The organism is Streptomyces nanhaiensis (genome assembly GCF_046614825.1).
Classification (GTDB): Bacteria; Actinomycetota; Actinomycetes; order Streptomycetales; family Streptomycetaceae; genus Streptomyces; species Streptomyces radiopugnans.
The window spans coordinates 1-24,933 of the sequence record NZ_JBKJFM010000033.1 but is presented as its reverse complement, the minus strand read 5'-3'; the positions used below and the strand labels follow the sequence as shown (position 1 = coordinate 24,933).

The 24,933-nt window shown below is 72.6% G+C and carries 21 protein-coding genes; 8 read left to right on the top strand and 13 right to left on the bottom strand.

Translation table 11 applies throughout. The annotated features are described in order from the left end of the window. Window positions 1-90 precede the first annotated feature (90 nt). Window positions 91-1,524 (bottom strand): pyruvate kinase, encoded by a 1,434-nt coding sequence (gene pyk, locus ACLIYP_RS10800; protein WP_412712909.1) that lies wholly within the window; start codon window positions 1,522-1,524, stop codon window positions 91-93. Between the two features lie 246 nt (window positions 1,525-1,770). Here pyk and ACLIYP_RS10795 point away from each other — a divergent pair, with 246 nt between their 5' ends. Then, the gene (locus tag ACLIYP_RS10795; RefSeq protein ID WP_412712908.1) at window positions 1,771-2,223 is read left to right on the top strand and encodes a hypothetical protein; all 453 of its coding nucleotides are present in this window, start codon (window positions 1,771-1,773) and stop codon (window positions 2,221-2,223) included. Between the two features lie 135 nt (window positions 2,224-2,358). Here ACLIYP_RS10795 and pepN read toward each other — a convergent pair whose 3' ends face one another. Both pepN and ACLIYP_RS10785 read right to left on the bottom strand, forming a co-directional pair. Next, window positions 2,359-4,893 carry an aminopeptidase N gene (pepN, locus tag ACLIYP_RS10790; protein ID WP_412712907.1) on the bottom strand — a complete coding sequence of 845 codons (2,535 nt, stop codon included), beginning with the start codon at window positions 4,891-4,893 and terminating at the stop codon, window positions 2,359-2,361. A 134-nt stretch (window positions 4,894-5,027) separates the two neighbouring features. After that, window positions 5,028-5,333 carry a chorismate mutase gene (locus ACLIYP_RS10785; protein ID WP_412712906.1) on the bottom strand — a complete coding sequence of 102 codons (306 nt, stop codon included), beginning with the start codon at window positions 5,331-5,333 and terminating at the stop codon, window positions 5,028-5,030. 130 nt (window positions 5,334-5,463) lie between these two features. Between ACLIYP_RS10785 and ACLIYP_RS10780 the strand changes: the two genes are divergently transcribed. Next, entirely contained in the window at window positions 5,464-5,934 is a 471-nt protein-coding gene (locus ACLIYP_RS10780) for a PPOX class F420-dependent oxidoreductase (protein WP_412712905.1), read from the top strand. 133 nt (window positions 5,935-6,067) lie between these two features. On the opposite strand, the gene ACLIYP_RS10775 is transcribed toward ACLIYP_RS10780, so the two are convergent. The 4 genes from ACLIYP_RS10775 to lgt all read right to left on the bottom strand — a co-directional run bounded on the left by ACLIYP_RS10775 (window position 6,068) and on the right by lgt (window position 14,378). After that, complete coding sequence (locus tag ACLIYP_RS10775; RefSeq protein ID WP_412712904.1) at window positions 6,068-7,531, bottom strand: glutamate synthase subunit beta; 1,464 nt, start codon at window positions 7,529-7,531, stop codon at window positions 6,068-6,070. Then, window positions 7,524-12,092 carry a glutamate synthase large subunit gene (gltB, locus tag ACLIYP_RS10770; RefSeq protein ID WP_412712903.1) on the bottom strand — a complete coding sequence of 1,523 codons (4,569 nt, stop codon included), beginning with the start codon at window positions 12,090-12,092 and terminating at the stop codon, window positions 7,524-7,526. The genes ACLIYP_RS10775 and gltB overlap by 8 nt, the downstream gene beginning before the upstream one ends. 357 nt (window positions 12,093-12,449) lie before the next feature. Next, complete coding sequence (locus ACLIYP_RS10765) at window positions 12,450-13,196, bottom strand: VIT1/CCC1 transporter family protein (RefSeq protein ID WP_412712902.1); 747 nt, start codon at window positions 13,194-13,196, stop codon at window positions 12,450-12,452. 195 nt (window positions 13,197-13,391) lie between these two features. Beyond that, window positions 13,392-14,378 carry a prolipoprotein diacylglyceryl transferase gene (gene lgt, locus ACLIYP_RS10760; RefSeq protein WP_412712901.1) on the bottom strand — a complete coding sequence of 329 codons (987 nt, stop codon included), beginning with the start codon at window positions 14,376-14,378 and terminating at the stop codon, window positions 13,392-13,394. A 361-nt stretch (window positions 14,379-14,739) separates the two neighbouring features. Here lgt and ACLIYP_RS10755 point away from each other — a divergent pair, with 361 nt between their 5' ends. The 6 genes from ACLIYP_RS10755 to ACLIYP_RS10730 all read left to right on the top strand — a co-directional run bounded on the left by ACLIYP_RS10755 (window position 14,740) and on the right by ACLIYP_RS10730 (window position 20,823). Next, on the top strand, window positions 14,740-15,129 hold the full coding sequence (locus ACLIYP_RS10755; protein WP_410538962.1) for a DUF485 domain-containing protein: 390 nt from the start codon (window positions 14,740-14,742) through the stop codon (window positions 15,127-15,129). Continuing rightward, window positions 15,126-16,826, top strand: coding sequence for a solute symporter family protein (locus tag ACLIYP_RS10750; RefSeq protein WP_412712900.1), 1,701 nt, complete (start codon window positions 15,126-15,128; stop codon window positions 16,824-16,826). The genes ACLIYP_RS10755 and ACLIYP_RS10750 overlap by 4 nt, the downstream gene beginning before the upstream one ends. A gap of 187 nt (window positions 16,827-17,013) precedes the next feature. Continuing rightward, on the top strand, window positions 17,014-18,120 hold the full coding sequence (locus ACLIYP_RS10745; protein WP_412712899.1) for a sensor histidine kinase: 1,107 nt from the start codon (window positions 17,014-17,016) through the stop codon (window positions 18,118-18,120). After that, window positions 18,117-18,902, top strand: a complete 786-nt coding sequence (locus ACLIYP_RS10740) for a LytR/AlgR family response regulator transcription factor (RefSeq protein WP_412712898.1) — start codon at window positions 18,117-18,119, stop codon at window positions 18,900-18,902. Before ACLIYP_RS10745 ends, ACLIYP_RS10740 begins: the two co-directional genes overlap by 4 nt. Further along, a complete protein-coding gene (locus ACLIYP_RS10735; RefSeq protein WP_412712897.1) occupies window positions 18,899-19,354 on the top strand; it encodes a hypothetical protein in 456 nt (151 codons plus the stop codon). The genes ACLIYP_RS10740 and ACLIYP_RS10735 overlap by 4 nt, the downstream gene beginning before the upstream one ends. Beyond that, window positions 19,351-20,823 (top strand): sodium/solute symporter, encoded by a 1,473-nt coding sequence (locus ACLIYP_RS10730; protein WP_412712896.1) that lies wholly within the window; start codon window positions 19,351-19,353, stop codon window positions 20,821-20,823. Before ACLIYP_RS10735 ends, ACLIYP_RS10730 begins: the two co-directional genes overlap by 4 nt. Window positions 20,824-20,914: 91 nt before the next feature. Here ACLIYP_RS10730 and trpA read toward each other — a convergent pair whose 3' ends face one another. From trpA to ACLIYP_RS10700, 6 genes are all read right to left on the bottom strand, one after another. Beyond that, on the bottom strand, window positions 20,915-21,733 hold the full coding sequence (gene trpA, locus ACLIYP_RS10725; protein WP_412712895.1) for a tryptophan synthase subunit alpha: 819 nt from the start codon (window positions 21,731-21,733) through the stop codon (window positions 20,915-20,917). Beyond that, window positions 21,733-22,983, bottom strand: a complete 1,251-nt coding sequence (gene trpB, locus ACLIYP_RS10720) for a tryptophan synthase subunit beta (protein WP_412712894.1) — start codon at window positions 22,981-22,983, stop codon at window positions 21,733-21,735. Before trpB ends, trpA begins: the two co-directional genes overlap by 1 nt. Before the next feature lie 157 nt (window positions 22,984-23,140). Next, the gene (trpM, locus tag ACLIYP_RS10715) at window positions 23,141-23,293 is read right to left on the bottom strand and encodes a tryptophan biosynthesis modulator TrpM (RefSeq protein WP_410538954.1); all 153 of its coding nucleotides are present in this window, start codon (window positions 23,291-23,293) and stop codon (window positions 23,141-23,143) included. A 16-nt stretch (window positions 23,294-23,309) separates the two neighbouring features. Next, complete coding sequence (trpC, locus tag ACLIYP_RS10710) at window positions 23,310-24,116, bottom strand: indole-3-glycerol phosphate synthase TrpC (protein WP_412712893.1); 807 nt, start codon at window positions 24,114-24,116, stop codon at window positions 23,310-23,312. Between the two features lie 237 nt (window positions 24,117-24,353). Beyond that, entirely contained in the window at window positions 24,354-24,596 is a 243-nt protein-coding gene (locus ACLIYP_RS10705) for an HGxxPAAW family protein (RefSeq protein WP_412712892.1), read from the bottom strand. Between the two features lie 48 nt (window positions 24,597-24,644). Next, a partial coding sequence (locus ACLIYP_RS10700) for a Trp biosynthesis-associated membrane protein (RefSeq protein WP_412712891.1) occupies window positions 24,645-24,933 on the bottom strand: 289 nt, incomplete at its 5' end.

Sequence of the window (24,933 nt, the reverse complement as noted above, 5' to 3'; positions counted from 1 at the left end):
GGGCGGGGGAAGCCCAGGCCGCCGCTGGCGCGGGGCGGCGGCCGGGGCTTCCCGGTTCACGGGGCGGCCGGTCGGGCCGTAGGGAGCCGGTCAGCGGGCGGTGTGCTCCTCGCCGATGCGGTGGACGCGGACCATGTTGGTGGTACCGGGGACGCCGGGCGGCGAGCCGGCGGTGATGATCACCTTGTCGCCCCTCTCGCAGCGCCCCATCTCCAGCAGCCGCCGGTCGACCTGCTCGACCATCTCGTCGGTGCTGTGTGCGGTGGGACCGAGGAAGGTCTCCACGCCCCAGGTGAGGTTGAGCTGGGCGCGGGTGGCCGGGTCGGGGGTGAAGGCGAGGACGGGGACCGGTGAGCGGTAGCGGGACAGGCGGCGGACGGTGTCGCCGGACTGGGTGAGGGCCACGAGGAACTTGGCTCCGAGGAAGTCGCCCATCTCGGCCGCGGCGCGGGCCACGGCCCCGCCCTGGGTGCGGGGCTTGGCGCTCTCGGCGAGCGGGCGCAGGCCCTGGGAGAGCATGTCCTCCTCGGCCGCGGCGACGATGCGGCCCATGGTCCTGACCGTCTCGACCGGGTACTTGCCGACGCTGGTCTCGCCGGAGAGCATCACGGCGTCGGTGCCGTCCATGACGGCGTTGGCGACGTCGGAGGCCTCGGCGCGGGTGGGCCGGGAGGAGTCGATCATCGAGTCGAGCATCTGGGTGGCGACGATGACCGGCTTGGCGTTGCGCCGGGCGAGGGCGACGGCGCGTTTCTGCACCAGGGGGACGGTCTCCAGGGGCATCTCGACGCCGAGGTCGCCGCGGGCGACCATGAGGCCGTCGAAGGCGGCGACGATCTCGGCGAGGTTCTCCACCGCCTGGGGTTTCTCGATCTTCGCGATGACGGGGAGGTGGCGGTTCTCCTCCTTCATGACGCGGTGGACGTCGGCTACGTCGCGTGCGCTGCGGACGAAGGAGAGGGCTATGACGTCCACGCCGGTGCGCAGTGCCCAGCGCAGGTCGTCGACGTCCTTGTCGGAGAGGGCGGGTACGGAGACGGCGACGCCGGGGAGGTTGAGGCCCTTGTGGTCGGAGACCATGCCGCCCTCGGTGACCTCGGTGCGGATGCGGGGGCCGTCGACGGCGGTGACCTTCAGGGTGACGCGGCCGTCGTCGACGAGGACGAGTTCGCCGGGTGTGACGTCGTCGGCGAGTCCTCCGTAGGTGGTGCCGCACTGTTCGCGGTCGCCCTCGACGTCCTCGGTGGTGATGGTGAACTCCTCGCCGCGTTCGAGGAGTACGGGGCCTTCGCGGAATCGTCCGAGCCGGATCTTCGGGCCTTGAAGGTCGGCGAGGATGCCGACGCTGCGGCCGGTCGCCTCGGACGCCCGGCGCACACGGTGGTAGCGCTCCTCGTGCTCGGCGTGGGCGCCGTGGCTGAGGTTGAGGCGGGCGACGTCCATTCCGGCTTCGACGAGCGCCTTGATCTGCTCGTACGAGTCGGTGGCGGGGCCCAGGGTGCAAACGATTTTCGCGCGGCGCATGGCAGCGAGCCTATGACTTACCTGCCGGTAGGGAACTGTGGAGAGGGAACTGTTCAACGACCGTTCCATATAGTGCCGTTAACAACTTGTGAAATGGGCGCGGGGACGCTCGAACGAGCATTTCCATTCTCCCCCGACGGCGCGCGACGGTATGCGGACCTTCACTCCGGCCCATCGGCGCACGCACCTGATCCGCACTGTTTTCGTCCGGTGACACAGCGGATCGGGCGGCCTGGGGGAGGGTGTGTGTCGTTCGACGAGGAGTGGGCCGCTCTGGTGGCGAAGGCCTCGGAGCGCAGCGGTACCGGGACGCGGCTGAACGAGGCCGGACCCGGTGGCGGCGGGGGTGACGGGCACGACCTGTCGGCCGCCCAGGACGAGCTGGGGGCCGTCGGGCACGACGCCCATGTGCTGTTCGGGCGGTTGCGGAAGGACGGCGACGGCGCCCGCGAGTCCAGCGGCGGCGCCGCCACCGCTCTGAAGAACGCCGACTTCACGCCGGGCGAGGAGCTCGGTCTCACCGTCGAGGTGGGGGACTCCCGGTTCAGGACGTTGCTGCGGTCCTGCGCGCACATCTCCAACCACCTCGGCTGCAGCGCGAAGTCCTACGTCAAGCAGGACAAGGAGATCGAGGCGCGGATGCGGCACCGCGACGGCTCGGCCATGCCGGTGTCGGAGACCGAGCGCTACTACAAGTGATCGCGAGGTGGCCGGGGAAAGGACCGGGGGAAACGGACCGTGGCCGAGTTGACCTCAGAAAACGATCCGTGCACCGACCGGTGAGCGCGTGGGTGCCGGGCCCGGCCAGCGGGCCGGGCCCGGCACCCACGCGCGTCAGTGCGCCGCGCGTACGCGCAGGGCGCGGGCGAGGTCGTCGAGTTCGTCGGCGAGGGGGCGGCGCAGGGCGGGGGTGAGGGCGTCGCCGGCCAGGCACCGCTGCCCCAGGGCCAGGGTGCCGGGGTCGGTGAAGGGGCGGGGGAAGCCGTGCCGCCCCAGTGCCTGGGCGATGGCGGGGCCGCGGCGGGCGGCGAGGGCGGGGGCCCGGTCGAAGTAGCGGGGTACGTAGTCGCGCAGCAGGTCGTGCTGCTCTGTGTGCCAGAAGCCCTGGAAGGTGGCTTTGAGCAGGTAGTTGGAGAGGCTGTCGGATTCGCCGAACAGGGCCTGCCAGGCGGCTTCCTTGGCCGCGGGGTCGGGCAGGGCGGCGCGGCAGCGTGCGGCGCCCTCGGTGCCGGCGGCGCTGGGGTCGGCGTCGAGTGCGGCGCCGATGTCGGAGGTGTTCACGGCGCCGAGGACGGCGAGGCGGTGCAGGAGCCGCCAGCGCAGTTCGTGGTCGAGGGGGCGTCCGCCGGGGAGGGTGCCGGTGGTCCACCAGTGGTGGAGGTCGCCGGGGGTGGTGGCGCTGTCGATGGCGGCGCGTACGGCTGTCAGGAGGATTCCTCCGTCGCGTGCGCCGTCGGCCGGTTCGCGCTCCAGCAGGGTGCGGGCGAGGTCGGTGAGGGTCTCCAGGGCGGCGGTGCGCTGCCCGGGCGGCAGGTAGCGGTCGGCGATCTCGTGGCGGGCGAAGTCCAGTACGCCGGCGACGACGGCGTCGTCCCTCTCGTGCGGCAGGTGGGCGCGTGCGGTGTCCAGGTAGTCGGCGGGGGGCAGTTGGCCGTCGCGGACCATGTCGCGGGCGGCGTTCCAGACGGTGGCGCGGGTGAGCGGGTCGGGCAGTTGGGCCAGGGCGCGTCGCACGGTGCGCCAGGAGCCGGTGTCCAGGCGGATCTTGGCGTAGGTGAGGTCGCGGTCGTTGAGGAGGACGAGGTCGGGGCGGGGGCCGTCGGCGGTGAGGGTGCGGCCGCCGTCGGCGGGGATGTCGGCGGTCAGGGGTTCGCGCGGTGCCAGGTGTTCCTTTCCGGTTCCGCCGTCCAGGTCGTACAGGCCGACGGTGACGCGGTGGGGGCGGTTGCCGGTGTGGGTGATCTCCAGGTGCCAGCGCCGGCCGTCGCGTCCGGGGGTGGTGTCGGTGGTGACGCGGGGGGTGAGGGTGTCGGCGCCGCTGGTGCGCAGCCAGCGTTCGGCCCAGGTGTGGACGTCGCGGCCGGATGCGCGGGCGAGGGAGTCGAGGAGGTCGGCGAGGGTGGCGTTGCCGAACCGGTGGCGGGCGAAGTGGTCGTTGATTCCGGCGAGGAAGTGCTTCTGGCCGAGCCAGGTGACCAGTTGGCGCAGTGCGGAGGCGCCCTTGGCGTAGGAGATGCCGTCGAAGTTGAGCAGGGCGGTGGCGGTGTCGGGCACCGCCTCGGGCTCGGGGGCGACGGGGTGGGTGGAGGGGCGCTGGTCGGCGTCGTAGCCCCAGGACTTGCGGTCGACGGCGAACTCGGTCCAGGTGCCGGTGAAGCGGGTGGCCTCGGCGACGACCTGGTAGCCCATGTACTCGGCGAAGGACTCGTTGAGCCAGATGTCGTCCCACCAGCGCAGGGTGACCAGGTCGCCGAACCACATGTGGGCCATCTCGTGGGCGATGGTGACGGCCCGGTTCTGGAGCTGGGTGTCGGTGACGGCGGAGCGGTGGACGTACTCGTCGCGGAAGGTGACCAGTCCGGGGTTCTCCATGGCGCCGGCGTTGAACTCGGGGACGAACGCCTGGTCGTAGGAGTCGAAGGGGTAGGGCTCGTCGAAGATCTCGTGGTAGCGGTCGAAGCAGGCGCGGGTGATGTCGAGCAGTTCCTGCGCGTCGTCGTCGAGGTGGCTGCCCAGGGACTGGCGTACGTGGAGGCCGAAGGGGATGCCGGCGTGCTCGGTGCGCACCGAGTGCCAGGGGCCGGCGGCCAGTGCCACGAAGTAGGTGCTCAGCGGCGGGGTGGGGGCGCATTCCCAGCGGCCGGGCTGCCCTTCGACGCGGCGGGCGGTGCCGTTGCCGAGGACGGTCCACTCCCGGGGTGCTGTGGCGGTGACGGTGAAGGGGGCCTTGAGGTCGGGCTGGTCGAAGGCGGCGAAGACGCGGGGGGCCTCGGTCTGGAAGCACATGGTGTAGAGGTAGGTGCGGCCGTCGGCGGGGTCGGTGAAGCGGTGCATGCCCTCGCCGGTGCGCGAGTAGGCCATGTCTGCCTCGATGCGCAGTTCGTGCTCGCCCGCGCTCAGTCCGGTCAGCGGCAGGCGCCCGTCGGCCAGGGAGGCGGTGTCGAGGCCGTGTCCGTCGAGGACGGCCCGGTGGAGGGTGCGGGGCCGTACCTCGACGAAGGTGTCGCCCGCTTCGCGGGTGGTGAAGCGGACGGTGGTGGTGGAGCCGAAGACCTCCTCGCCCCGGGTCAGGTCGAGGTCGATGGCGTAGCGCTGGACGTCGATGAGCCGGGCTCGGCTCCGCGCCTCTTCGCGGGTCAGTGCGGGCATGGCGCTCATGCTGCCGTATCGGCCGGGCGGGGCGCACCGGGTGTCCCGGGCAGTGCCCTGCGGCCGGTGGCGGGCGGGGCTGCGGGGGCCGGGGCCGCGCGGCCGGGAGCGTGCTGCCGGGCGGCGGGGGCTCGTCAGGAGCGGGCGATGGTCTCGTGGTGGCGGATCACCTCGGCGATGATGAAGTTCAGCAGCTTCTCGGCGAAGGCCGGGTCGAGTTTGGCGCTCTCGGCCAGGGAGCGCAGCCGGGCGATCTGCTGGGCCTCGCGGGCGGGGTCGGCCGGGGGCAGCCGGTGTTCGGCCTTGAGGCGGCCGACCTGCTGGGTGCACTTGAAGCGCTCGGCGAGCATGTGCACCACGGCGGCGTCGATGTTGTCGATGCTGTCGCGCAGCCGGGAGAGTTCTGCCTGCACCGACGGGTCGGTCTCGCTGTTCGTCATGGTCACCGACTCTATGCGCTCGGGGCCCTCCCGCCCGTTCCCGGTCCGGTGGGACGGCGGGCGGGGTGCGGGACGCGGGCCGCGGCGTGCTGGGTGCGGCGCCGGGGCGGGTGCGGCATAGGCTCGGATCATGAGCCCCTCCATCGCCACCAACACCCGTGTCGGTCTCGACGAACTGCTGGACTTCGTGCGCCCCCGCCACCGGGCGGTGCTGCTCACCCGCCGTGCCGACGGCTCCCCGCAGGGGTCGCCGGTGTCGTGCGGGGTGGACGGTGCGGGGCGGATCGTGGTCTCCACGTATCCCGAGCGCGCCAAGGCGCGCAACGCGCGCCGTGACCCGGCCGTGAGCGTGATCGTGCTGTCGGAGGACTTCGACGGCCCGTGGGTGCAGGTGGACGGCACCGCCGAGGTGCTGGGCGTGCCCGAGGCGGTGGAGCCGCTGGTGGAGTACTACCGGGCGGTCGCGGGCGAGCACCCGGACTGGGACGAGTACCGCGAGGCGATGGTGCGGCAGGGCAAGTCGCTGCTGCGGATCACGCCGGTGCGCTGGGGCCCGGTGGCCACGGGCGGTTTCCCGGCGCGTCTGGCCCAGGGGTCCTGACCCGTTCGCGGACGCGGCGCGGCGCCGGCCCCCGGTCGGGGAGGGGGTCGGCGCCGCGGTCTGTGGTCCGTGCCGGTGCGGGCGGCCGTCCGGGGCGGCCTGCCGCCCGCACCGCGCGGACGGTCGGGGTGCGTCAGACGGTCAGTGCGCGGTCGGTCGGCCTGATCGGGGCCGGCAGGGAGCTGGTGCCGGTCAGGTAGCGGTCCACGGCCCTGGCCGCCGAGCGGCCTTCGGCGATGGCCCACACGATCAGGGACTGGCCGCGGCCGGCGTCGCCGGCGACGTAGACGCCGTCGACGTTGGTGGCGTAGTCGGCGTCGCGGGCGACGTTGCCGCGCTCGTCCAGTTCCAGGCCGAACTGCTCGACCAGGCCGTTGGTCCTGTCGATGCCGGTGAAGCCCATGGCCAGGGTGACGAGCTGGGCCGGGATGCGCTTCTCGGTGCCCGGCTTGGGCTCGAGCTTCCCCTGCTTGAACTCGACCTCGACCAGGTGCAGGGCCTGGACGTTGCCGTCCTCGTCGCCCTCGAAGTGGGTGGTGGAGACGGAGTAGACCCTCTCGCCGCCCTCCTCGTGGGCGGAGGTGACCTTGTAGAGCATGGGGAAGGTGGGCCAGGGCTGGCTCACCGGGTCGCGCTCCTCGCCTGGCCGGGGCATGATCTCCAGCTGGGTGACGGAGGCCGCGCCCTGGCGGTGGGCGGTGCCGACGCAGTCGGCGCCGGTGTCGCCGCCGCCGATGACGACGACGTGCTTGCCCTCCGCGGTGATCGGCGGGGCGACGTAGTCGCCCTCCTGGACCTTGTTGGCCAGGGGCAGGTACTCCATCGCCTGGTGGATACCGTCCAGTTCACGGCCGGGCACGGGCAGGTCGCGGGCGGTGGTGGAGCCGGCGGCGATGACGACGGCGTCGTAGCGCTTGCGCAGGTCGGCGGCGTCGATGTCGCGGCCGATCTCCACTCCGGTGCGGAACTTGGTGCCCTCCGCGCGCATCTGCTCGATGCGGCGGTTGATGTGGCGCTTCTCCATCTTGAACTCGGGGATGCCGTAGCGCAGCAGTCCGCCGATGCGGTCGGCGCGCTCGTAGACGGCGACCGTGTGGCCGGCGCGGGTGAGCTGCTGGGCGGCGGCCAGGCCCGCGGGGCCGGAGCCGATGACGGCGACGGTCTTGCCCGACAGGCGCTCGGGCGGCTGCGGGGTGACGCCGCCGGCCTCCCATGCCTTGTCGATGATGGTGACCTCGACGTTCTTGATGGTCACCGGGGGCTGGTTGATGCCCAGTACGCAGGCGGACTCGCAGGGGGCCGGGCACAGCCGTCCGGTGAACTCCGGGAAGTTGTTGGTCGCGTGCAGCCGCTCTCCGGCGGCCTGCCAGTCCCCGCGCCAGGCGTAGTCGTTCCACTCGGGGATGAGGTTGCCCAGCGGGCAGCCGTTGTGGCAGAACGGGATGCCGCAGTCCATGCACCGGCCGGCCTGCTTGCCGATGATCGGCAGCAGGGAGCCGGGGACGTAGACCTCGTTCCAGTCCTTGACGCGCTCGGGTACGGGGCGGGTCCGGGCGACCTCGCGGTCGGTGTTCAGGAAGCCCTTGGGATCAGCCATTGGTCGCCGCCTCCATCATCTTCTCGTGGATCTTGTCCTGGGACAGTCCGGCTCGCTCGGCGGCGTCCTTGGCGGCGAGCACTGCCTTGTAGGTACGGGGCATGATCTTGCTGAAGCGGCCTGCGGCGTTCTCCCAGTCGGCGAGCAGCTTCTCCGCGACGGTGGAGCCGGTCTCCTCGTGGTGGCGGCGCACCACGTCGTGCAGCCACTGCCGGTCGGTGTCGTCGAGGGGCTCGACGGCTCCGGCGATGTCGGGGTTGACGTCGTCGGCGTCGAGGTCGATGACGTACGCGGTGCCGCCGGACATGCCGGCGCCGAAGTTGCGGCCGGTGCGGCCCAGGACGACGGCCGTGCCGCCGGTCATGTACTCGCAGCCGTGGTCGCCCACGCCCTCGGAGACGACCAGCGCGCCGGAGTTGCGGACGCAGAAGCGCTCGCCGACGCTGCCGCGCAGGAACATCTCGCCGCCGGTGGCGCCGTAGGCGAGGGTGTTGCCGGCGATGGTGGAGTACTCGGCCAGGTGGGAGGCGCTCCGGTCGGGGCGCACGACGACGCGTCCGCCCGACAGGCCCTTGCCGACGTAGTCGTTGGCGTCGCCCTCCAGGCGGAGGGTGATGCCGCGCGGCAGGAAGGCGCCGAAGGACTGGCCGGCGGAGCCGGTGAAGGTGATGTCGATGGTGTCGTCGGGCAGGCCGGCGCCGCCGAACTTCTTGGTCACCTCGTGGCCGAGCATGGTGCCGACCGTCCGGTTGATGTTGCGGATGGGCACCTGGGCGCGCACCGGCCGGGCGTCCTCGGCGGTGTCGGCCGACAGGGCGTCGGCGGCGAGCTTGATGAGCTGGTTGTCCAGGGCCTTGGCCAGGCCGTGGTCCTGGGGGACGACCTGGTGGCGGGCGGCGCCCTCGGGCAGCTCGGGGACGTGCAGCAGCGGGGCCAGGTCCAGTCCCTGGGCCTTCCAGTGGTCGACCGCGCGGCTGACGTCGAGGACCTCGGCGTGGCCGATGGCCTCGTCCAGGCTGCGGAAGCCCAGTTCGGCCAGGAGTTCGCGGACCTCCTCGGCGACGAACTCGAAGAAGTTCACCACGTGGTCGGCCTTGCCGCTGTAGCGGCCGCGCAGGACCGGGTTCTGGGTGGCGATGCCGACGGGGCAGGTGTCCAGGTGGCACACGCGCATCATCACGCAGCCGGAGACGACCAGCGGGGCGGTGGCGAAGCCGTACTCCTCGGCGCCCAGCAGGGCGGCGATGACCACGTCGCGGCCGGTCTTGAGCTGGCCGTCGGTCTGGACGACGATGCGGTCGCGCAGGCCGTTGAGCAGCAGGGTCTGCTGGGTCTCGGCCAGGCCCAGCTCCCAGGGGCCGCCCGCGTGCTTGAGGGAGGTGAGGGGGGAGGCGCCGGTGCCGCCGTCGTGGCCGGAGATCAGCACGACGTCGGCGTGGGCCTTGGAGACGCCCGCCGCGACCGTGCCGACACCGACCTCGGAGACCAGCTTCACGTGGATGCGGGCGGCGGGGTTGGCGTTCTTCAGGTCGTGGATGAGCTGGGCGAGGTCCTCGATGGAGTAGATGTCGTGGTGCGGCGGCGGGGAGATGAGTCCCACGCCCGGCGTGGAGTGCCGGGTCTTGGCCACCCACGGGTAGACCTTGTGGCCGGGCAGCTGGCCGCCCTCGCCGGGCTTGGCGCCCTGGGCCATCTTGATCTGGATGTCGTCGGAGTTGACCAGGTACTCGGAGGTGACGCCGAAGCGGCCGGAGGCGACCTGCTTGATGGCCGAGCGGCGGGCCGGGTCGTACAGCCGCTCGGGGTCCTCGCCGCCCTCGCCGGTGTTGGACTTGGCGCCCAGCCGGTTCATGGCGATGGCGAGGGTCTCGTGGGCCTCCTGGGAGATGGAGCCGTAGGACATGGCGCCGGTGGAGAACCGCTTGACGATCTCGGAGACGGGCTCGACCTCCTCGAGGGGGATCGAGGGCCGCTCGGACTTCAGGCCGAACAGGCCGCGCAGCGTCATCAGGCGTTCGGACTGCTCGTCCACGCGCCGGGTGTACTGCTTGAAGATGTCGTAGCGGCGGGTGCGGGTGGCGTGCTGGAGGCGGAAGACCGTCTCCGGGTCGAACAGGTGCGGCTCGCCCTCGCGACGCCACTGGTACTCGCCGCCGATGTCCAGGTTGCGGTGGGCCGGTGCGATGCCGGAGGCCGGGTAGGCCTTGGCGTGGCGGGCGGCGACCTCCTTGGCGATGACGTCCAGGCCGGCGCCGCCGATCTTGGTGGCGGTGCCGTGGAAGTAGGTGTCGACGAAGTCCTGCTCCAGGCCGACGGCCTCGAAGACCTGGGCGCCGCGGTAGGAGGCGACGGTGGAGATGCCCATCTTGGACATGACCTTCAGCACGCCCTTGCCGAGCGCCTTGATCAGGTTGCGGATGGCGGTCTCGGGGTCGGTGTCGCCGGGCAGGAAGGTGCCGGCGCGGACGAGGTCCTCGACGGTCTCCATGGCCAGGTAGGGGTTGACCGCGGCGGCGCCGTAGCCGATGAGCAGGGCGACGTGGTGGACCTCGCGGACGTCTCCGGCCTCGACCAGCAGGCCCACCTGGGTGCGCTGCTTGGTGCGGATGAGGTGGTGGTGGACGGCGGAGGTCAGCAGCAGCGACGGGATCGGCGCGTGCTCGGCGTCGCTGTGGCGGTCGGACAGGACGACCAGGCGGGCGCCGTCGGTGATGGCGGCCTCGGCCTCGGCGCAGATCTCCTCGATCCGCTCGGCCAGGGCCGCTCCCCCGCCGCCGACGCGGTAGAGGCCGGAGAGGGTGACGGCCTTCATCCCCGGCATGTCGCCGTCGGCGTTGATGTGGACGAGCTTGGCGAGTTCGTCGTTGTCGATGACCGGGAAGGGCAGGGTGACGCTGCGGCAGGAGGCCGCGGTGGGCTCCAGCAGGTTGCCCTGGGGGCCGAGGGAGGAGATCAGCGAGGTGACGAGTTCCTCGCGGATGGCGTCCAGCGGCGGGTTGGTGACCTGGGCGAACAGCTGGGTGAAGTAGTCGAAGATCAGCCTCGGGCGCGTCGAGAGCGCGGCGATGGGCGAGTCGGTGCCCATCGAGCCGATCGGCTCGGCGCCGGTGCGGGCCATCGGGGCGAGCAGGACGCGCAGTTCCTCCTCGGTGTAGCCGAAGGTCTGCTGGCGGCGGGTGACCGAGGCGTGGGTGTGGACGATGTGCTCGCGCTCGGGCAGGTCCTCCAGCTCGATGATCCCGGCCTCGAGCCACTCCTGGTAGGGGTGCTCGGCGGCGAGGGAGGCCTTGATCTCGTCGTCCTCGATGATGCGGTGCTCGGCGGTGTCCACCAGGAACATGCGGCCGGGCTGGAGGCGGCCCTTGCGGACGACCTTGTCCTGGTCGATGTCGAGGACGCCGACCTCGGAGGAGAGGACGACCAGGCCGTCGTCGGTGACCCAGTAGCGTCCCGGGCGCAGTCCGTTGCGGTCCAGGACGGCGCCGACCTGGGTGCCGTCGGTGAAGGTGACGCAGGCCGGTCCGTCCCAGGGCTCCATCATCGTGGAGTGGTACTGGTAGAAGGCGCGCCGGGCGGGGTCCATGGAGGGGTGGTTCTCCCACGCCTCGGGGACCATCATCAGCACCGCGTGGGGCAGGGAGCGGCCGCCGAGGTGGAGCAGTTCCAGGACCTCGTCGAAGGAGGCGGAGTCGGAGGCGTCCGGGGTGCAGACGGGGAAGATCCGCTCCAGGTCCCCGGTGTCCTTGCCGCCGAAGAGGTCGGAGACGAGCTGGGACTCGCGGGCGCGCATCCAGTTGCGGTTGCCGCGGACGGTGTTGATCTCGCCGTTGTGGGCGACGAAGCGGTAGGGGTGGGCCAGCGGCCAGCTGGGGAAGGTGTTGGTGGAGAACCGCGAGTGGACCAGGGCGATGGCGCTGGCGAAGCGGCGGTCGGACAGGTCGGGGAAGAAGGGTTCGAGCTGCCCGGTGGTCAGCATGCCCTTGTAGACGATCGTCCGCGCGGACAGCGACGGGAAGTAGGTGCCGGCCTCGCGTTCGGCGCGCTTGCGCAGCACGAAGGCCTTGCGGTCCAGGGCCAGGCCGGTGTTCACGCCGTCTGCGACGAAGAGCTGGCGGAAGGCGGGCATGGTGGCGCGCGCTCCGCTGCCCAGCAGCTGCGGGGCGACGGGGACCTCTCGCCAGCCCAGGACGTTCAGGCCCTCCTCGGCGGCGATCGCCTCGATGCGCGCGACGGCCTCGGCGCTGTCGGCCTCGCCGGTGGGGAGGAAGGCGATGCCCACGGCGTACGAGCCGGCCTCGGGCAGCTCGAAGCCGGCGGTCTCGCGCAGGAAGGCGTCGGGGACCTGGACCAGGATGCCCGCACCGTCGCCGGAGTCGGCCTCGGCGCCGGTGGCGCCGCGGTGCTCCAGGTTCCGCAGGACGGTCAGCGCCTGGTCGACCAGCGTGTGGCTCGCCTCACCGGTGAGGGTGGCCACGAAGCCGACGCCGCAGGCGTCGTGCTCGTCGCGCGGGTCGTACATTCCCTGCTTGGCAGGGTAGGCCGTCAGGGGCGCAGCACGCATCGGCTCTCCCGTCGTCATGGTGGGGCTTGGTGGCGCCTCGCGGAGCTGGTCCGGAAGGCACCGAGGGACGACGTTGGCCCTCTGCGGAACAAATTTTCGTGCAGGTTACATGATGAGGTTTCTTCCGAGGGGCGGACACCTCGGTCCATCATGCGGACCTGCGATGGGGGTCGAATCGGGCATACGGCACACAACCGCTGCGTGGATCCGGACTGCGTCGGCGACACTGCCAGAAGCGCTCGTTGTTCATTCCCAACGGTGACACAGCTGAAACCGGCGGGTAACGGGCGAGCGGACGTTTCAGGAGTTGAACAGCTCACATCGAGCCGGGCCGGGACCGCGCCCTCGCGGCCCCGCTCAGCCCACGGCTACTCCGAACAGGGTACCGAGCCCGTAGGTGACCGCGGCCGCCGCGCCGCCCAGGGTGAGCTGCCGCAGCCCGCTGTACCACCACGGGCGTACGGTGATCTTGGAGACCAGCACGCCGCACAGGAACAGGCCCAGCAGCGCCACCAGCACGGCGGGCCACAGCGCGACCGCTCCCAGCAGATAGGGCAGCACGGGTATCAGCGCGCCCACCGCGAAGGCGCCGAAGGAGGAGACGGCGGCGACCACGGGCGAGGGCAGGTCGCCCGGGTCCACGCCCAGCTCCTCGCGCGCGTGGATCTCCAGCGCCTGCTCGGGGTCCCTGGACAGCTGCTCGGCGACCTTCGCGGCCAGCTCGGGTTCCACGCCCCGGCCCACGTACAGCTCGGCCAGCTCCCGCTGCTCGTCCTCGGGGTTGCGGCGCAGTTCGCGCCGCTCCACGTCCAGCTCGGCCAGGACAAGCTCCCGCTGGGAGGCCACCGAGGTGTACTCGCCGGCCGCCATGGAGAAGGCTCCGGCGGCCAGTCCCGCCAGGCCGCTGATGATGATCACGGTGCGGTCCACGTTGCCGCCCGCGACACCCGTCATCAGGGCGAGGTTGGACACCAGTCCGTCCATCGCCCCGAAGACGGCCGGGCGCAGCCAGCCGCCGGTCACATCGCGGTGGGTGTGGTTGTCGCGGTGCGCGGAGTTCGGGGCTCCGGGCCGCAGGGTGATCTCGCTTCCGTCTCCGGTCATGGACGACATCCGCCTACGCCTCCTGAATTCCCCCATCCGGTGCCCGACGCCTCGACCGTACGTCCACCCCCGGGTGCGGTTCCAGCAAGGCAGGCCGAACTTACCTCGCTGACCTGGGGTTTCGCCGTGGCGTGGAGAAGGCCCCGGCCGCGCCGGAGGGGCGCGGCCGGGGCCGGTGCGGTTCTCGCCGCCGGGTCAGCCCGCGGTGGAGGCGGACGTCCCGCCGGCGGACTCGGCGCGCTCCGGTCCGTCGGGCCGGTCCTCCGCGGCCTTCCCCTCGCCCTCGGCGGAGCCCTTCGCCGTCTCGCCGCCGACGGTGTCCTCGGCGTCGCCGGCGCCACCGGCACCGGCACCGGCACCGTCGGACTTCTCCGACACCGGCTCCACCACGTCCTCACGTCCCGGGCGGAGCCTGGCCGAGAGCACGATGTAGGCCACCGCCGCGAGGAAGACGGCGATCGAGGTCCAGTTGTTCAGACGCAGGCCCCAGATCTCGTGGGCCTCGTCGATGCGCAGGTACTCGATCCAGAAGCGGCCCACCGTGTAGGCCGCGACGTACAGCGCGAAGGCGCGGCCGTGGCCGAGGCGGAAGCGGCGGTCGGCCCAGATCACCAGCAGGGCGACGCCCACGCACCACAGCGACTCGTACAGGAAGGTGGGGTGGAAGGTGCCCGTGTCGACGCCGTTGTCGATCCGCACCGCCCACGGCAGGTCCGTGGGGCGCCCGTACAGCTCCTGGTTGAACCAGTTGCCCCAGCGGCCGACGGCCTGGGCGAGCGCGATGCCGGGGGCGATGGCGTCCGCGTAGGCCGGCAGCGGGATGCCCCGCCTGCGGCAGCCGATCCAGGCGCCCACCGCGCCCAGCGCGATCGCTCCCCAGATGCCGAGTCCGCCCTCCCAGATCTTGAAGGCGTCGGCCCAGTCGCGGCCCTCGCCGAAGTAGAGCTGGTAGTCGGTGACGACGTGGTAGAGGCGGCCGCCGACCAGGCCGAACGGGACCGCCCACACGGCGATGTCGGCGACGGTGCCGGGCTGTCCGCCACGGGCGACCCAGCGCTTCCCGCCGAGCCAGACCGCGACGAAGACGCCGACGATGATGCAGAACGCGTAGCCCCGCAGCGGGATGGGTCCGATGACGATCTCGCCCGACGACGGGCTGGGGATGAAGGCAAGGGTTTCCATGACCCCACGAACGCTACCGTGCCGGGCCCCGAGGGCGCCGCTTCACCCCGGCAACGGGTGCGTAACGCGCGTGGGGACGGGGTGAGGCCCGCGCGAGGGATGCGCGGCGCGTACGCGGCCGCGGTCCGGGTGCGGCCTTCCCGCGCGCTCGCCGCCGTTTCCCCCGCGAGGGTGACCGCTCGGCGCGGAAAAGCGACCGTTCGGCGCACGACGGTCTACCGTTCGGCGCACGCATCCGGCGTTCGCCGCACACCGCGATCAGCTTCTTCACCACGGGTGTGACGCACCTTACGTTCCCCGCATTCCTTTTCCGCTCCCGTACGTCGTGTCGTATCGCGTCGTGTCGATGAAGGAGGCGGCAGTGTCCGCAGACCGTCTACAACAAACCCTGGACCCCGCCGGGGACGCGGAGGACCGCATGGTGGCCATGCACAGCGATCCGCGTTTCGACCAGCTCAGGCGGAGCCTGATGAGGTTCGTGCTCCCGGTGAGCGTCGGCTTCCTCGCCTGGTACCTGCTGTACGTGCTGATGTCCGCCTACGCCCGTGACGTGATGTCCACGGTCCTCTTCGGCGATGTCAACGTGGCCCTGGTGTTCGGGATCCTCCAGTTCGTCAGCACCTTCGGCATCGCGATCATGTACGCGCGCTACGCCGACCGGAAGGTCGACCCGCTCGCGGACGACCTGAGGGCCGAACTGGCCGGTGCGCCCGCGGGCTCCTCCGCCGGCCGGACGGGAGGACGGGCATGACGAACACCGCTTCCGGCGTGCTCCTGGCGGCCGAGGAGGTCAGCTCCAGCAGCCGTACCCTCACCATCCTGGTGTTCATCGTCATGATCGCCGTGACGCTCGGCGTCACGGTGTGGGCGGGCCGCCAGACGAAGTCGGCGGCCGACTTCCACTCCGGCGGACGCGAGTTCACCGGTATGCAGAACGGCTTCGCCATCGGCAGCGACTACATGTCCGCCGCCTCCTTCCTGGGCATCGCGGGCATGATCGCGCTGTTCGGCTACGACGGCTTCCTCTACTCCATCGGCTTCCTCGTCGCCTGGCTGGTGGCCCTGCTGCTGGTCGCCGAGCTGCTGAGGAACTCCGGCCGCTTCACCATGGCCGACGTGCTGTCGTACCGGATGCAGCAGCGGCCGGTGCGCACCGCCGCGGCCGTGTCCACCATCACCGTGTCGATCTTCTACCTGCTGGCCCAGATGGTCGGCGCCGGCGCGGTCGTCGCCCTCCTGCTGGGCATCCGGCCGGGCGAGACGTACCTGGGCATGGACGCCGACACCGCCAAGATCGTGGGCATCGTCGTCGTCGGCATCCTGATGACCCTGTACGTGACCTTCGGCGGCATGAAGGGCACCACCTGGGTGCAGATCATCAAGGCCGGCATGCTGATGGGCGGCACCATCATCCTGGCCACCCTGGTGATGGCCGTCTACGGCTTCGACTTCGGCGAGCTGATGAGCGACGCCGCAGGCGCCAGCGGCGCCGGGCAGTCCTTCCTGGAGCCGGGGCTGCGATTCGGCGTCGAGGTGCCCGGTGACGCCCTGCAGACGATGTGGAACAAGCTCGACCTGATCAGCCTGGGCATGGCTCTGGTGCTGGGCACCGCGGGCCTGCCGCACATCCTGATCCGCTTCTACACCGTTCCGGACTCCAAGGCCGCCCGCAAGTCCGTCAACTGGGGCATCGGCCTGATCGGCTCGTTCTACCTGATGACCCTGATCCTGGGCTTCGGCGCCGCGGCCCTGGTGGGCAAGGACGCCATCACCGCACAGGACGCCGCGGGCAACACCGCCGCGCCGCAGCTCGCCCGGCAGGTCGGGGAGCACTTCGGCGGCGAGTTCTTCGGCTCGGTGATGCTGGCGGTCATCGCGGCCGTCGCCTTCGCGGCGATCCTGTCCACGGTGGCCGGCCTGGTCATCGCCTCCTCCTCGTCCCTGGCGCACGACTTCTACAACAGCGTGGTGCGCAGGGGGCAGGCCTCCGAGCACGAGGAGATCAAGGTCGCGCGCCTGTCGGCCTTCGGCATCGGCGCCGCGTCGATCATCCTGGCGATCTTCGCCCAGAGCCTCAACGTGGCCTTCCTGGTCGGTCTGGCCTTCGCCATCGCCGCCTCGGCCAATCTGCCGACCCTGCTGCTGAGCCTGTTCTGGAAGCGGTTCAACACCCGGGGTGCGGTCGCGGGCATCTACGGCGGTCTGATCAGCGCGGTCGGCCTGGTGGTCTTCTCGCCGGTGTTCTCCGGGACCGAGAAGGCGCTGATCCCGGGCATCGACATCGCCTGGTTCCCGCTGACCAACCCGGGTCTGGTCTCCATCCCGCTCGGTCTGCTGTGCGCGATCGTCGGCACGATGTCCTCGGGCGAGAGCAACCCGCGGCGCTTCGCCCAGCTCCAGGTGCGGGCCCTGACCGGGGCCGGTGCCGAGGGCGCGGCCAGGCACTGACCGCGTCCCGGACAGGGCCCGCCGACCCCCCGGGCGGGCCCCCGGGCCCCCGGTGGCGGGTGCTTCTCTCCGGCGTGACCCCCCCCCCACGTATGGCGCCGGTCCCGCCACCGGGCCCCACGGGGAGTCCTTCGAAGCACGTTCGAAGGACTCCCCATCGCCATTTGTCGCGTTATACGGTCGCACCGTGGCCAGGAGATCGTGGATCGGCGCCCGCCGCGGGCGGGCGGGCCGGGGAGGCCCGGCCGGATCCGGCCTGCCCGGGACCATGGGCGTCCTGCGGGAGGTGCGGCTGATCGGCGCGGACCTCCAGGACGGTCTGCACGGCAGCCGGGCCCTGGCCGCTACCCGCCGCATCCGGCGGCTGGTGGGCGCCGACGCCGTGGTGCTCGCCGATCTCGACGGGCCCGTCGCCCGGCACGGCGCGCTGCCGGAGGGCACCGACCTGGACGCGGTGCTCGCCCAGGTGTACGAGCACGGCACCGTCTTCCGCAAGCCCCCGCTGTGCGCGGCCCCGCTGCTGGTGGCGGACGAGCTGACGGGCTGCCTGGTGGTCAGCGGTTCCGCGGACGGGCGGGCGCTGGACGAGGGGGAGGCCGCCGAGGTGGCCGAGCTGGTGTCGCAGGCACTGGACCACACCGCGCTGCGCAGCGCCCGCGCCCGGATCGCGGCGGCGGACCTGCGCACCCTGCGGGCCCAGATATCCCCGCACTTCGTCCACAACTCCCTGGCCGTCATCGCCGCGCACATCCGCACCGATCCCGGCCGCGCCCGCCGTCTGCTCACCGACTTCGCCGACTACCTGCGCTACAGCTTCTCCACGGCCGGCGACTACGTGACGGTCGCCGACGAGCTCCAGGCCACCCAGACCTACCTGGAGCTGCAGCGCGCCCGGTTCGACGACCGGATGGAGATCACCGTCCGGATGGCGCCGGAGATTCTTCCCGTCGCCATCCCCTTCCTCGTCGTCCAGCCCATAGTGGAAAATGCCGTGCGCCACGGTCTGGAGAAGAAGGCCGGACCCGGACACATCGGCGTCTCGGGGTTCGGCGAGGGCCCGCTGTGCGTCATCGAGATCGAGGACGACGGCGTGGGCATGGAGCCGGAACTCGCACGGGCGATCCTCGCCGGAGTCGGCCCTCCCGCGAAGAACGTCGGTCTGGCCAACGTGGACCGGCGGCTGCGCACCGTGTACGGCCCGGAGTACGGCCTCGTCATCGAGACCGCGCCCGGCAACGGCACCAAGGTCACGATCAGGGTGCCGCGATTCATGCGAGGAGTGGTTACGGAATGAGCAGCGCGCCGCGGGCCCTTCAGGTCCTCGTCGTCGAGGACGAGGCCTCCACCCGCGAGGAGCTCGCCGACCTCCTCTCGGACATCCCCGAGGTCGGCGAGGTGTACGCCGCCGAGAGCGGCGCCCGGGCGGTGCAGCTCATGGGGGCGACCGCCTTCGACGCCGTCTTCCTGGACATCTCCATGCCGGGTCTGGACGGCATGGACGTGGCCCGGGTCATCAGCCGGCTCTCGGCGCCGCCGTCCATCGTCTTCGTCACCGCCTCGGAGTCCCACGCCATCGAGGCGTTCGGCATCGGGGCCGTGGACTACCTGCTCAAGCCCGTCCGGCCGGAGCGGCTGGCCGAGTCGGTGGCCCGGATCGGCACCACGCGGCGGGCCGCGTCGTCCGGCGGCACGGACACCCGGGAGCCGCGCGACGAGCTGGCGGTCGTCCAGATCGACCACGGCCGCCGGACGGTGTTCGTGCGGCGCGACGACGTCCAGTTCGTGGAGGCCCACGGCGACTACATACGGCTGCACACCGAGCAGGGCACGCATCTGATCCGGCTGTCGCTGTCGTACCTGGAGGAGATCTGGGCTCCGGCGGGCTTCGTGCGGGTGCACCGCGGCTATCTGGTGGCCGTCGGCTGGGTCCACGACCTGCGGGTCACCAGCTCGTCGGGGCTGGTGGCGTGCACCCCGGCCGGTGACGTGCCGGTCAGCCGCCGCCATGCGCGGAGCCTGAAGGAGCAGTTGCTGGAGGCGGCGCGCAGCGGCCGGCTGGGCAGGGCGGCCCGGTGAAGAGCCCGGTCAAGGGCCCCCAGCTCGGCGGTCCGCGCCGGGTGAAGGTCACCAGCCCGCAGACGCGTATCGCCCTGGCGCGCGGGCACCGCCGCCATCCGCAGCTGCTGCCGCTGCCCGCGCCGGCCGACGCCGAGGCCGCGCGTGCCGTGTTCGCCGCGCAGCGCCGCACCGCGCTGCGGACCGTGGTCCTGCTGGTGGCGGTGCTGTTCGGTTCCAGCGGGACGATCGCGGCGCTGCCGGTGCTGGACCGGCTCGCCGTGGCGGGCGTGCCGGTGTCGTGGCTGGTGCTGGCGGTGGCCACCTACCCGGTGCTGCTGCTGCTCGCCCTGTGCCATGTGCGCCGGGCCGAGCGGGCGGAGAGCTCCGCGGGCACGGGCACGGGGACGGACACCGGCGCGGGTACGGGCGCGGACGCGCAGGCCGGTGCGGGCTCCGGGGGCGGCCCGTGACCGCCGTGACCGCGATCGGCCTGGTGCTGGCCGCCAGCCTGGTCATCGGCCTGTACGGCGTCCACGCGGCCCGCACCAGCCCGGACTTCCTCGTCGCCTCCCGCCGTATCGCCCCCGGCTGGAACGCCATGGCGATCGCCGGGGAGTACGTGTCGGCCGCCTCGGTGCTCGGTCTGGCCGGGCTGATGCTCAAGGACGGCATCGGGGCGATGTGGTACGCCGTCGGCTTCACCGCCGGGTACGTCGCGGTGGTGGCGCTGGTGGCCGGGCCGATGCGGCGCTCGGGGGCGTTCACCGTGCCCGACTTCGCCGAGTACCGGCTGGGCTCGCCCGCGATCCGCAAGCTGTGCGGGGTGATCGTGCTGGTGATCATGTGGCTCTACCTGGTGCCGCAGTTCAAGGGCGCCGGGGTGGTCCTGAGCCTGGTCAGCGGCACTCCGTACTGGGTGGGCGTGGTACTGGCCGGGCTGGTGGTGAGCGCGTCGATCGCGCTGGGCGGGATGCGGTCGGCCACCTATGTGCAGGCGTTCCACTACCTGGTCAAGCTGGCCTTCATCGCCGTGCCGGCGATCTACCTGATCGTGCACGTCGGCGCAGAGACGCGGGCCGACGCGCTGCGCCCGGTCCGGGAGACGGGGCCGGCCGCCGAGGAGTGGACCCGCCCGCTGATCGACATCCAGGGTGCCGGGCTGCCACTGCTGTCCACCTGGTCGGTGCTGCTGGCCACCACGCTGGGCGCCATCGGACTGCCCCATGTGATCATGCGCTTCCACACCAGCCCCACCGCCCGGGCCGCCCGGCGGGTGGCCGTGCTGGTGATCGGACTGCTGGGCCTGTTCTACCTGTTCCCGGCGGTCTACGGTCTGCTGGGGCGGGTGCTGACCCCGCACCTGGTGCACAGCAACGCCACCGACACCGTCTCCGTCGTCCTGCCGGGGGCGGCCGTGCCGGGGACGCTGGGGAGCGTGCTGACGGCGCTGGTGGCCACCGGCGCGTTCGCCGCCTTCCTGTCCACCTCCTCCGGGCTGCTGCTGGCCCTGGCCGGCGGGCTGTCCCACGACCTGTTCGGCGGCGGGGTGACCAGGCTGCGGCTGGCGGTGGCGGCGGGGGCGCTCGTGGCGGTGCTGCTGTCACTGCCCGCCGCGCACCTGGACATCAACGTGGTGGTCGGCTGGGCGTTCGCGGTGGCGGCGTCCACGTTCTGCCCGCTGCTGGTGCTGGGCATCTGGTGGACGAGGCTGACGGTCGCGGGCGCGGCGGCCGGGCTGGCCACCGGGGTGGTCACGGCGACGGGGGCCGCGGTGCTGTCCGCCGTCACGCAGCCGTCGTCGGCCTGGCTGACCGTACTGCTGGCCCAGCCCGCCGCCTGGACCGTTCCGCTGGCGTTCCTCATGATGATCGCGGTCTCGCTGCGCGGCGTTCCGGCCGACTGGTCCGAGCGTGCCGTGCTGCGGCTGCACGCTCCCTGACGGGTGCGCGCCCAGGAGCACAGGCGGGCCCGGGGGCGTACGACCGTTCGCCGTACGCCCCCGGGCCCGTGTCCGTGTCCTTCGGCCCCGCTCAGCCGCGGTGCCGTACGCCCTCGGCCAGTTCGCCGGCGAGTTCGCGGACGGCGGCCAGGCCGGCCTCCGGGTCTCCCTCGTGGTCCAGCAGCCGCTTGACGAAGGCCGAGCCGACGATGACGCCGTCCGCGAAGGCGGCCACCTCAGCGGCCTGCCGCGCGTTCGAGACGCCCAGCCCGACGCAGACCGGCAGGTCGGTGGTGGCGCGGGTGCGGCGCACCAGTTCCTCCGCCTCCTGCCCCACCGACTCGCGGGTGCCGGTGACGCCCATCAGGGAGGCCGCGTAGACGAAGCCGCTGCCGGCCTCGGTGATCCTGGCCAGCCGTTCGTCGCGGCTGCTGGGGGCCACCACGAAGACGGTCGCCAGGCCGTGCTGCTCGGCGGCCTTGCGCCACGCCTCGGACTCCTCGACCGGCAGGTCGGGCAGGATGCAGCCGGCGCCGCCCGCCTCGGCCAGCTCGGCGGCGAAGCGCTCGGCGCCGTAGCGGTCGACGGGGTTCCAGTACGTCATGCACAGCACCGGCGCGCCGGTGGCGGCGTGCGTCTCGCGCACGGTGCGCAGCACGTCGGCGATGCGCACCCCGCCGCGCAGGGCGATGTCGTCGGCGGTCTGGATGACCGGCCCGTCCAGCACCGGGTCGCTGTGCGGCAGCCCGACCTCGACGATGTCGCAGCCGCCCTCCAGCAGGGCGGTGCAGGCGGCGATGCCGCCGTCCACGGTGGGGAAGCCCGCGGGCAGGTAGCCCACCAGCGCGGCCCGTCCCTCGTCCCTGGCCCCGGCCAGGACGCGTCCCAGCAGCTCCGCACGGCCCGCCATCACTCGGCCCCCTTCGCGGTGTCCGCACCGTCGTACAGCCCGAAGTAGCGGGCGGCGGTGTCCATGTCCTTGTCGCCGCGGCCGGAGAGGTTCACCAGCAGCAGCGCCTCCGGGCCGAGCTCGCGGCCGACCTCCAGCGCGCCGGCCAGCGCGTGCGCGCTCTCGATGGCCGGGATGATGCCCTCGGTCTCCGACAGCAGGCGCAGCGCCCGCATCGCCTCGTCGTCGGTGACCGGGCGGTACTCGCCGCGCCCGATGTCCTTGAGGTAGGAGTGCTCGGGGCCGATGCCGGGGTAGTCCAGGCCGGCGGAGATGGAGTACGGCTCGGTGATCTGGCCCTCGTCGTCCTGCAGCACGTAGGAGCGCGAACCGTGCAGGATGCCCGGCTCGCCGGCCGTCAGGGTGGCCGCGTGCTCGCCGGAGGCCACGCCGTGCCCGGCGGCCTCCAGGCCGATCAGGCGCACGGAGGTGTCGGGGATGAAGGCGTGGAACAGGCCGATGGCGTTGGAGCCGCCGCCGACGCAGGCCAGCGCGGCGTCCGGCAGCCGCCCGGTGCGCTGAAGGATCTGCCGCCTGGCCTCGACTCCGATGACGCGGTGGAAGTCGCGCACCAGCGCCGGGAAGGGGTGGGGGCCGGCGACGGTGCCGAAGAGGTAGTGGGTGCGGTCGACGTTGGCGACCCAGTCGCGGAACGCCTCGTTGATGGCGTCCTTCAGGGTGCGGCTGCCGGAGGTGACGGGGACGACCTCGGCGCCCAGCATCCGCATCCGGGCGACGTTGAGCGCCTGGCGCTGGGTGTCGATCTCGCCCATGTAGACGGTGCACTCCAGGCCGAACAGGGCGCAGGCGGTCGCGGTGGCGACGCCGTGCTGGCCCGCGCCGGTCTCGGCGATGACGCGGGTCTTGCCCATGCGCCGGGTCAGCAACGCCTGCCCCAGCACGTTGTTGATCTTGTGTGAGCCGGTGTGGTTGAGGTCCTCGCGCTTGAGGAAGACCCGGGCGCCGCCGGCGTGCTCGGCGAACCGCCGCACCTCGGTCAGCGCGCTGGGCCGGCCGGTGTAGTTGACGAGCAGGTCCTCCAGCTCGGCGGCGAAGGCGGGATCGGCCTTGGCCTTCTCGTACTCGGCGGCCACCTCGTCCACGGCGGCGACGAGCGCCTCCGGGATGAACTTGCCGCCGAAGGCGCCGAAGTAGCCCTCGGCGGTCGGCACCCGGCCCTCGGGGTCGGGAACGAAGAAGTCGGTAGACATCCGACGTGCTCCTTGTCGGGGCGCGTGCCCCAGGAAGGGTGGTCAGAGGGAACGGCGGGCCGCACCGGCCCGGAGGGCGGGTGCGGCGGCCGGGGCGGGGCGGGGGCGCGGCCTGCGGCCGGCGGCGGCCCGGCGGGGCGCGGCCGGGCCCGGCCGCTCAGCTCCCGGCCCGGTCAGGCCATCGCCTGCCGTTGATCTGACCCGGCTCGCAGCCGATGTGGTAGCGCACCCGCCGCCCCAGCACCCGGCGCGCGGGCGCGCGGCAGCCACGGGGGCGGCAGCCGGGGGCGAGGCGGGCGGACAGGGCCATCGCGGTCGTCCCCGCCTCAGTTCCCGTGCCGCAGGGCGGGGTGGGCCCCGGCGGCGACCAGGTCGGCGACGGCCGTCCTCGGGTCCTTGCCGGTGACCAGGGACTCGCCGACGAGCACCGCGTCGGCGCCCTCGTTGGCGTAGGCGATCAGGTCGTGCGGGCCGCGCACGCCCGACTCGGCGATCTTCACGACGCCCTCGGGGATCTCGGGGGCGACCCGGGCGAAGGTGCCGCGGTCGACCTCCAGGGTCTTGAGGTTGCGCGCGTTCACGCCGATGACCTTGGCCCCGGCGTCCACCGCGCGCTCGACCTCCTCCTCGTCGTGCACCTCGACCAGCGGGGTCAGCCCGATGGACTCGGCCCGCTCCACCAGGGACACCAGCGCGTCCTGGTCGAGTGCGGCGACGATCAGCAGGGCGAGGTCGGCGCCGTGGGCCCGGGCCTCCCACAGCTGGTAGGAGGTGACGATGAAGTCCTTGCGCAGTACGGGGACGTCCACCCGCCCGCGCACCGCCTCCAGATCGGCCAGCGATCCCCCGAAGCGCCGCTGCTCGGTCAGCACCGAGATGACGGCGGCGCCGCCGGCCTCGTAGTCGGCGGCGAGGCCGGCCGGGTCGGCGATGGCCGCCAGCGCTCCCTTGGAGGGGCTGGACCGCTTGACCTCGCAGATGACCTTGACGCCCTCGCCCTTGAGGGCGGCCACGCCGTCGCGCGGGCGCGGCGCGCCGGCCGCGCGCTCCTTGAGCTCGTCGAGGCCCACACGCGCCTGCCGCTCGGCGAGGTCGGCACGGACCCCGTCGATGATCTCGTCGAGCACACTCACGCGAGCGGCCCCCTTCCTGGCTGGCTCGGGCCCCTGCGGCGGGCGCGGGGCTTGTCCGGACACGCGGTCACGCACTGCGATGGTATCCGGCCCGGGAGGCGGAACCCGCATCCGGGCGGCCCGGTCCCACATACCGGGCGGTATCGCCGTGCCGTGCTCCGGAGGGCTCCGGACACGGAAGAGCGCGGTGCCGCCTGGCCGGCACCGCGCCGGGGTGAGCCGCCCGGGGCGGCCCCGTCAGGCCTCCACCCGCTCCTTGGACTGGTCCAGACGGCGGCCCTGCGACTCCTCCGGCTGGCCCATGCCCATCGAGCGCATGACCAGACCGACGACGCCGCCGAGGAGGGTGATGGCCACACCGACCCAGAACCACACCGGCTCGGCCAGCACGGTGAAGACCGAGGCGATGCAGAAGCCGATGAACGCGATGGTGACGCCGGTCCAGGCGGCAGGGGTGTGTCCGTGGTTGTTGCCCGCCATTGAGTGCTCCTCGTAGGTCCGATCTGGGCTCGCTCACCAGCCATTGTGTCAGGACCGGTTTCCGCCGCTCCCGGTGGTGGGGTCCTCTCCGCGGTCCAGGGCCTTCCACAGCTCCTCGGGGCGGTCCGGGTCGGGGGCCGTGCGGCGGCCCGGGGCCGCCGCGGCGCCGCCCGCGCGCTCGTGGCGGCCCGACATCGCGGGCCAGCCGCTCCCGTGGCGCAGGGCCAGCAGCCCGGCGGCCAGCAGCGCCGCGCCGCCCAGGGCCGCGACGTAGGGCCACGGGCCGAAGGCGACGGCCTCGACCGCGCCCCGGGCCAGTCCGCTGGCCTCGGCCGCC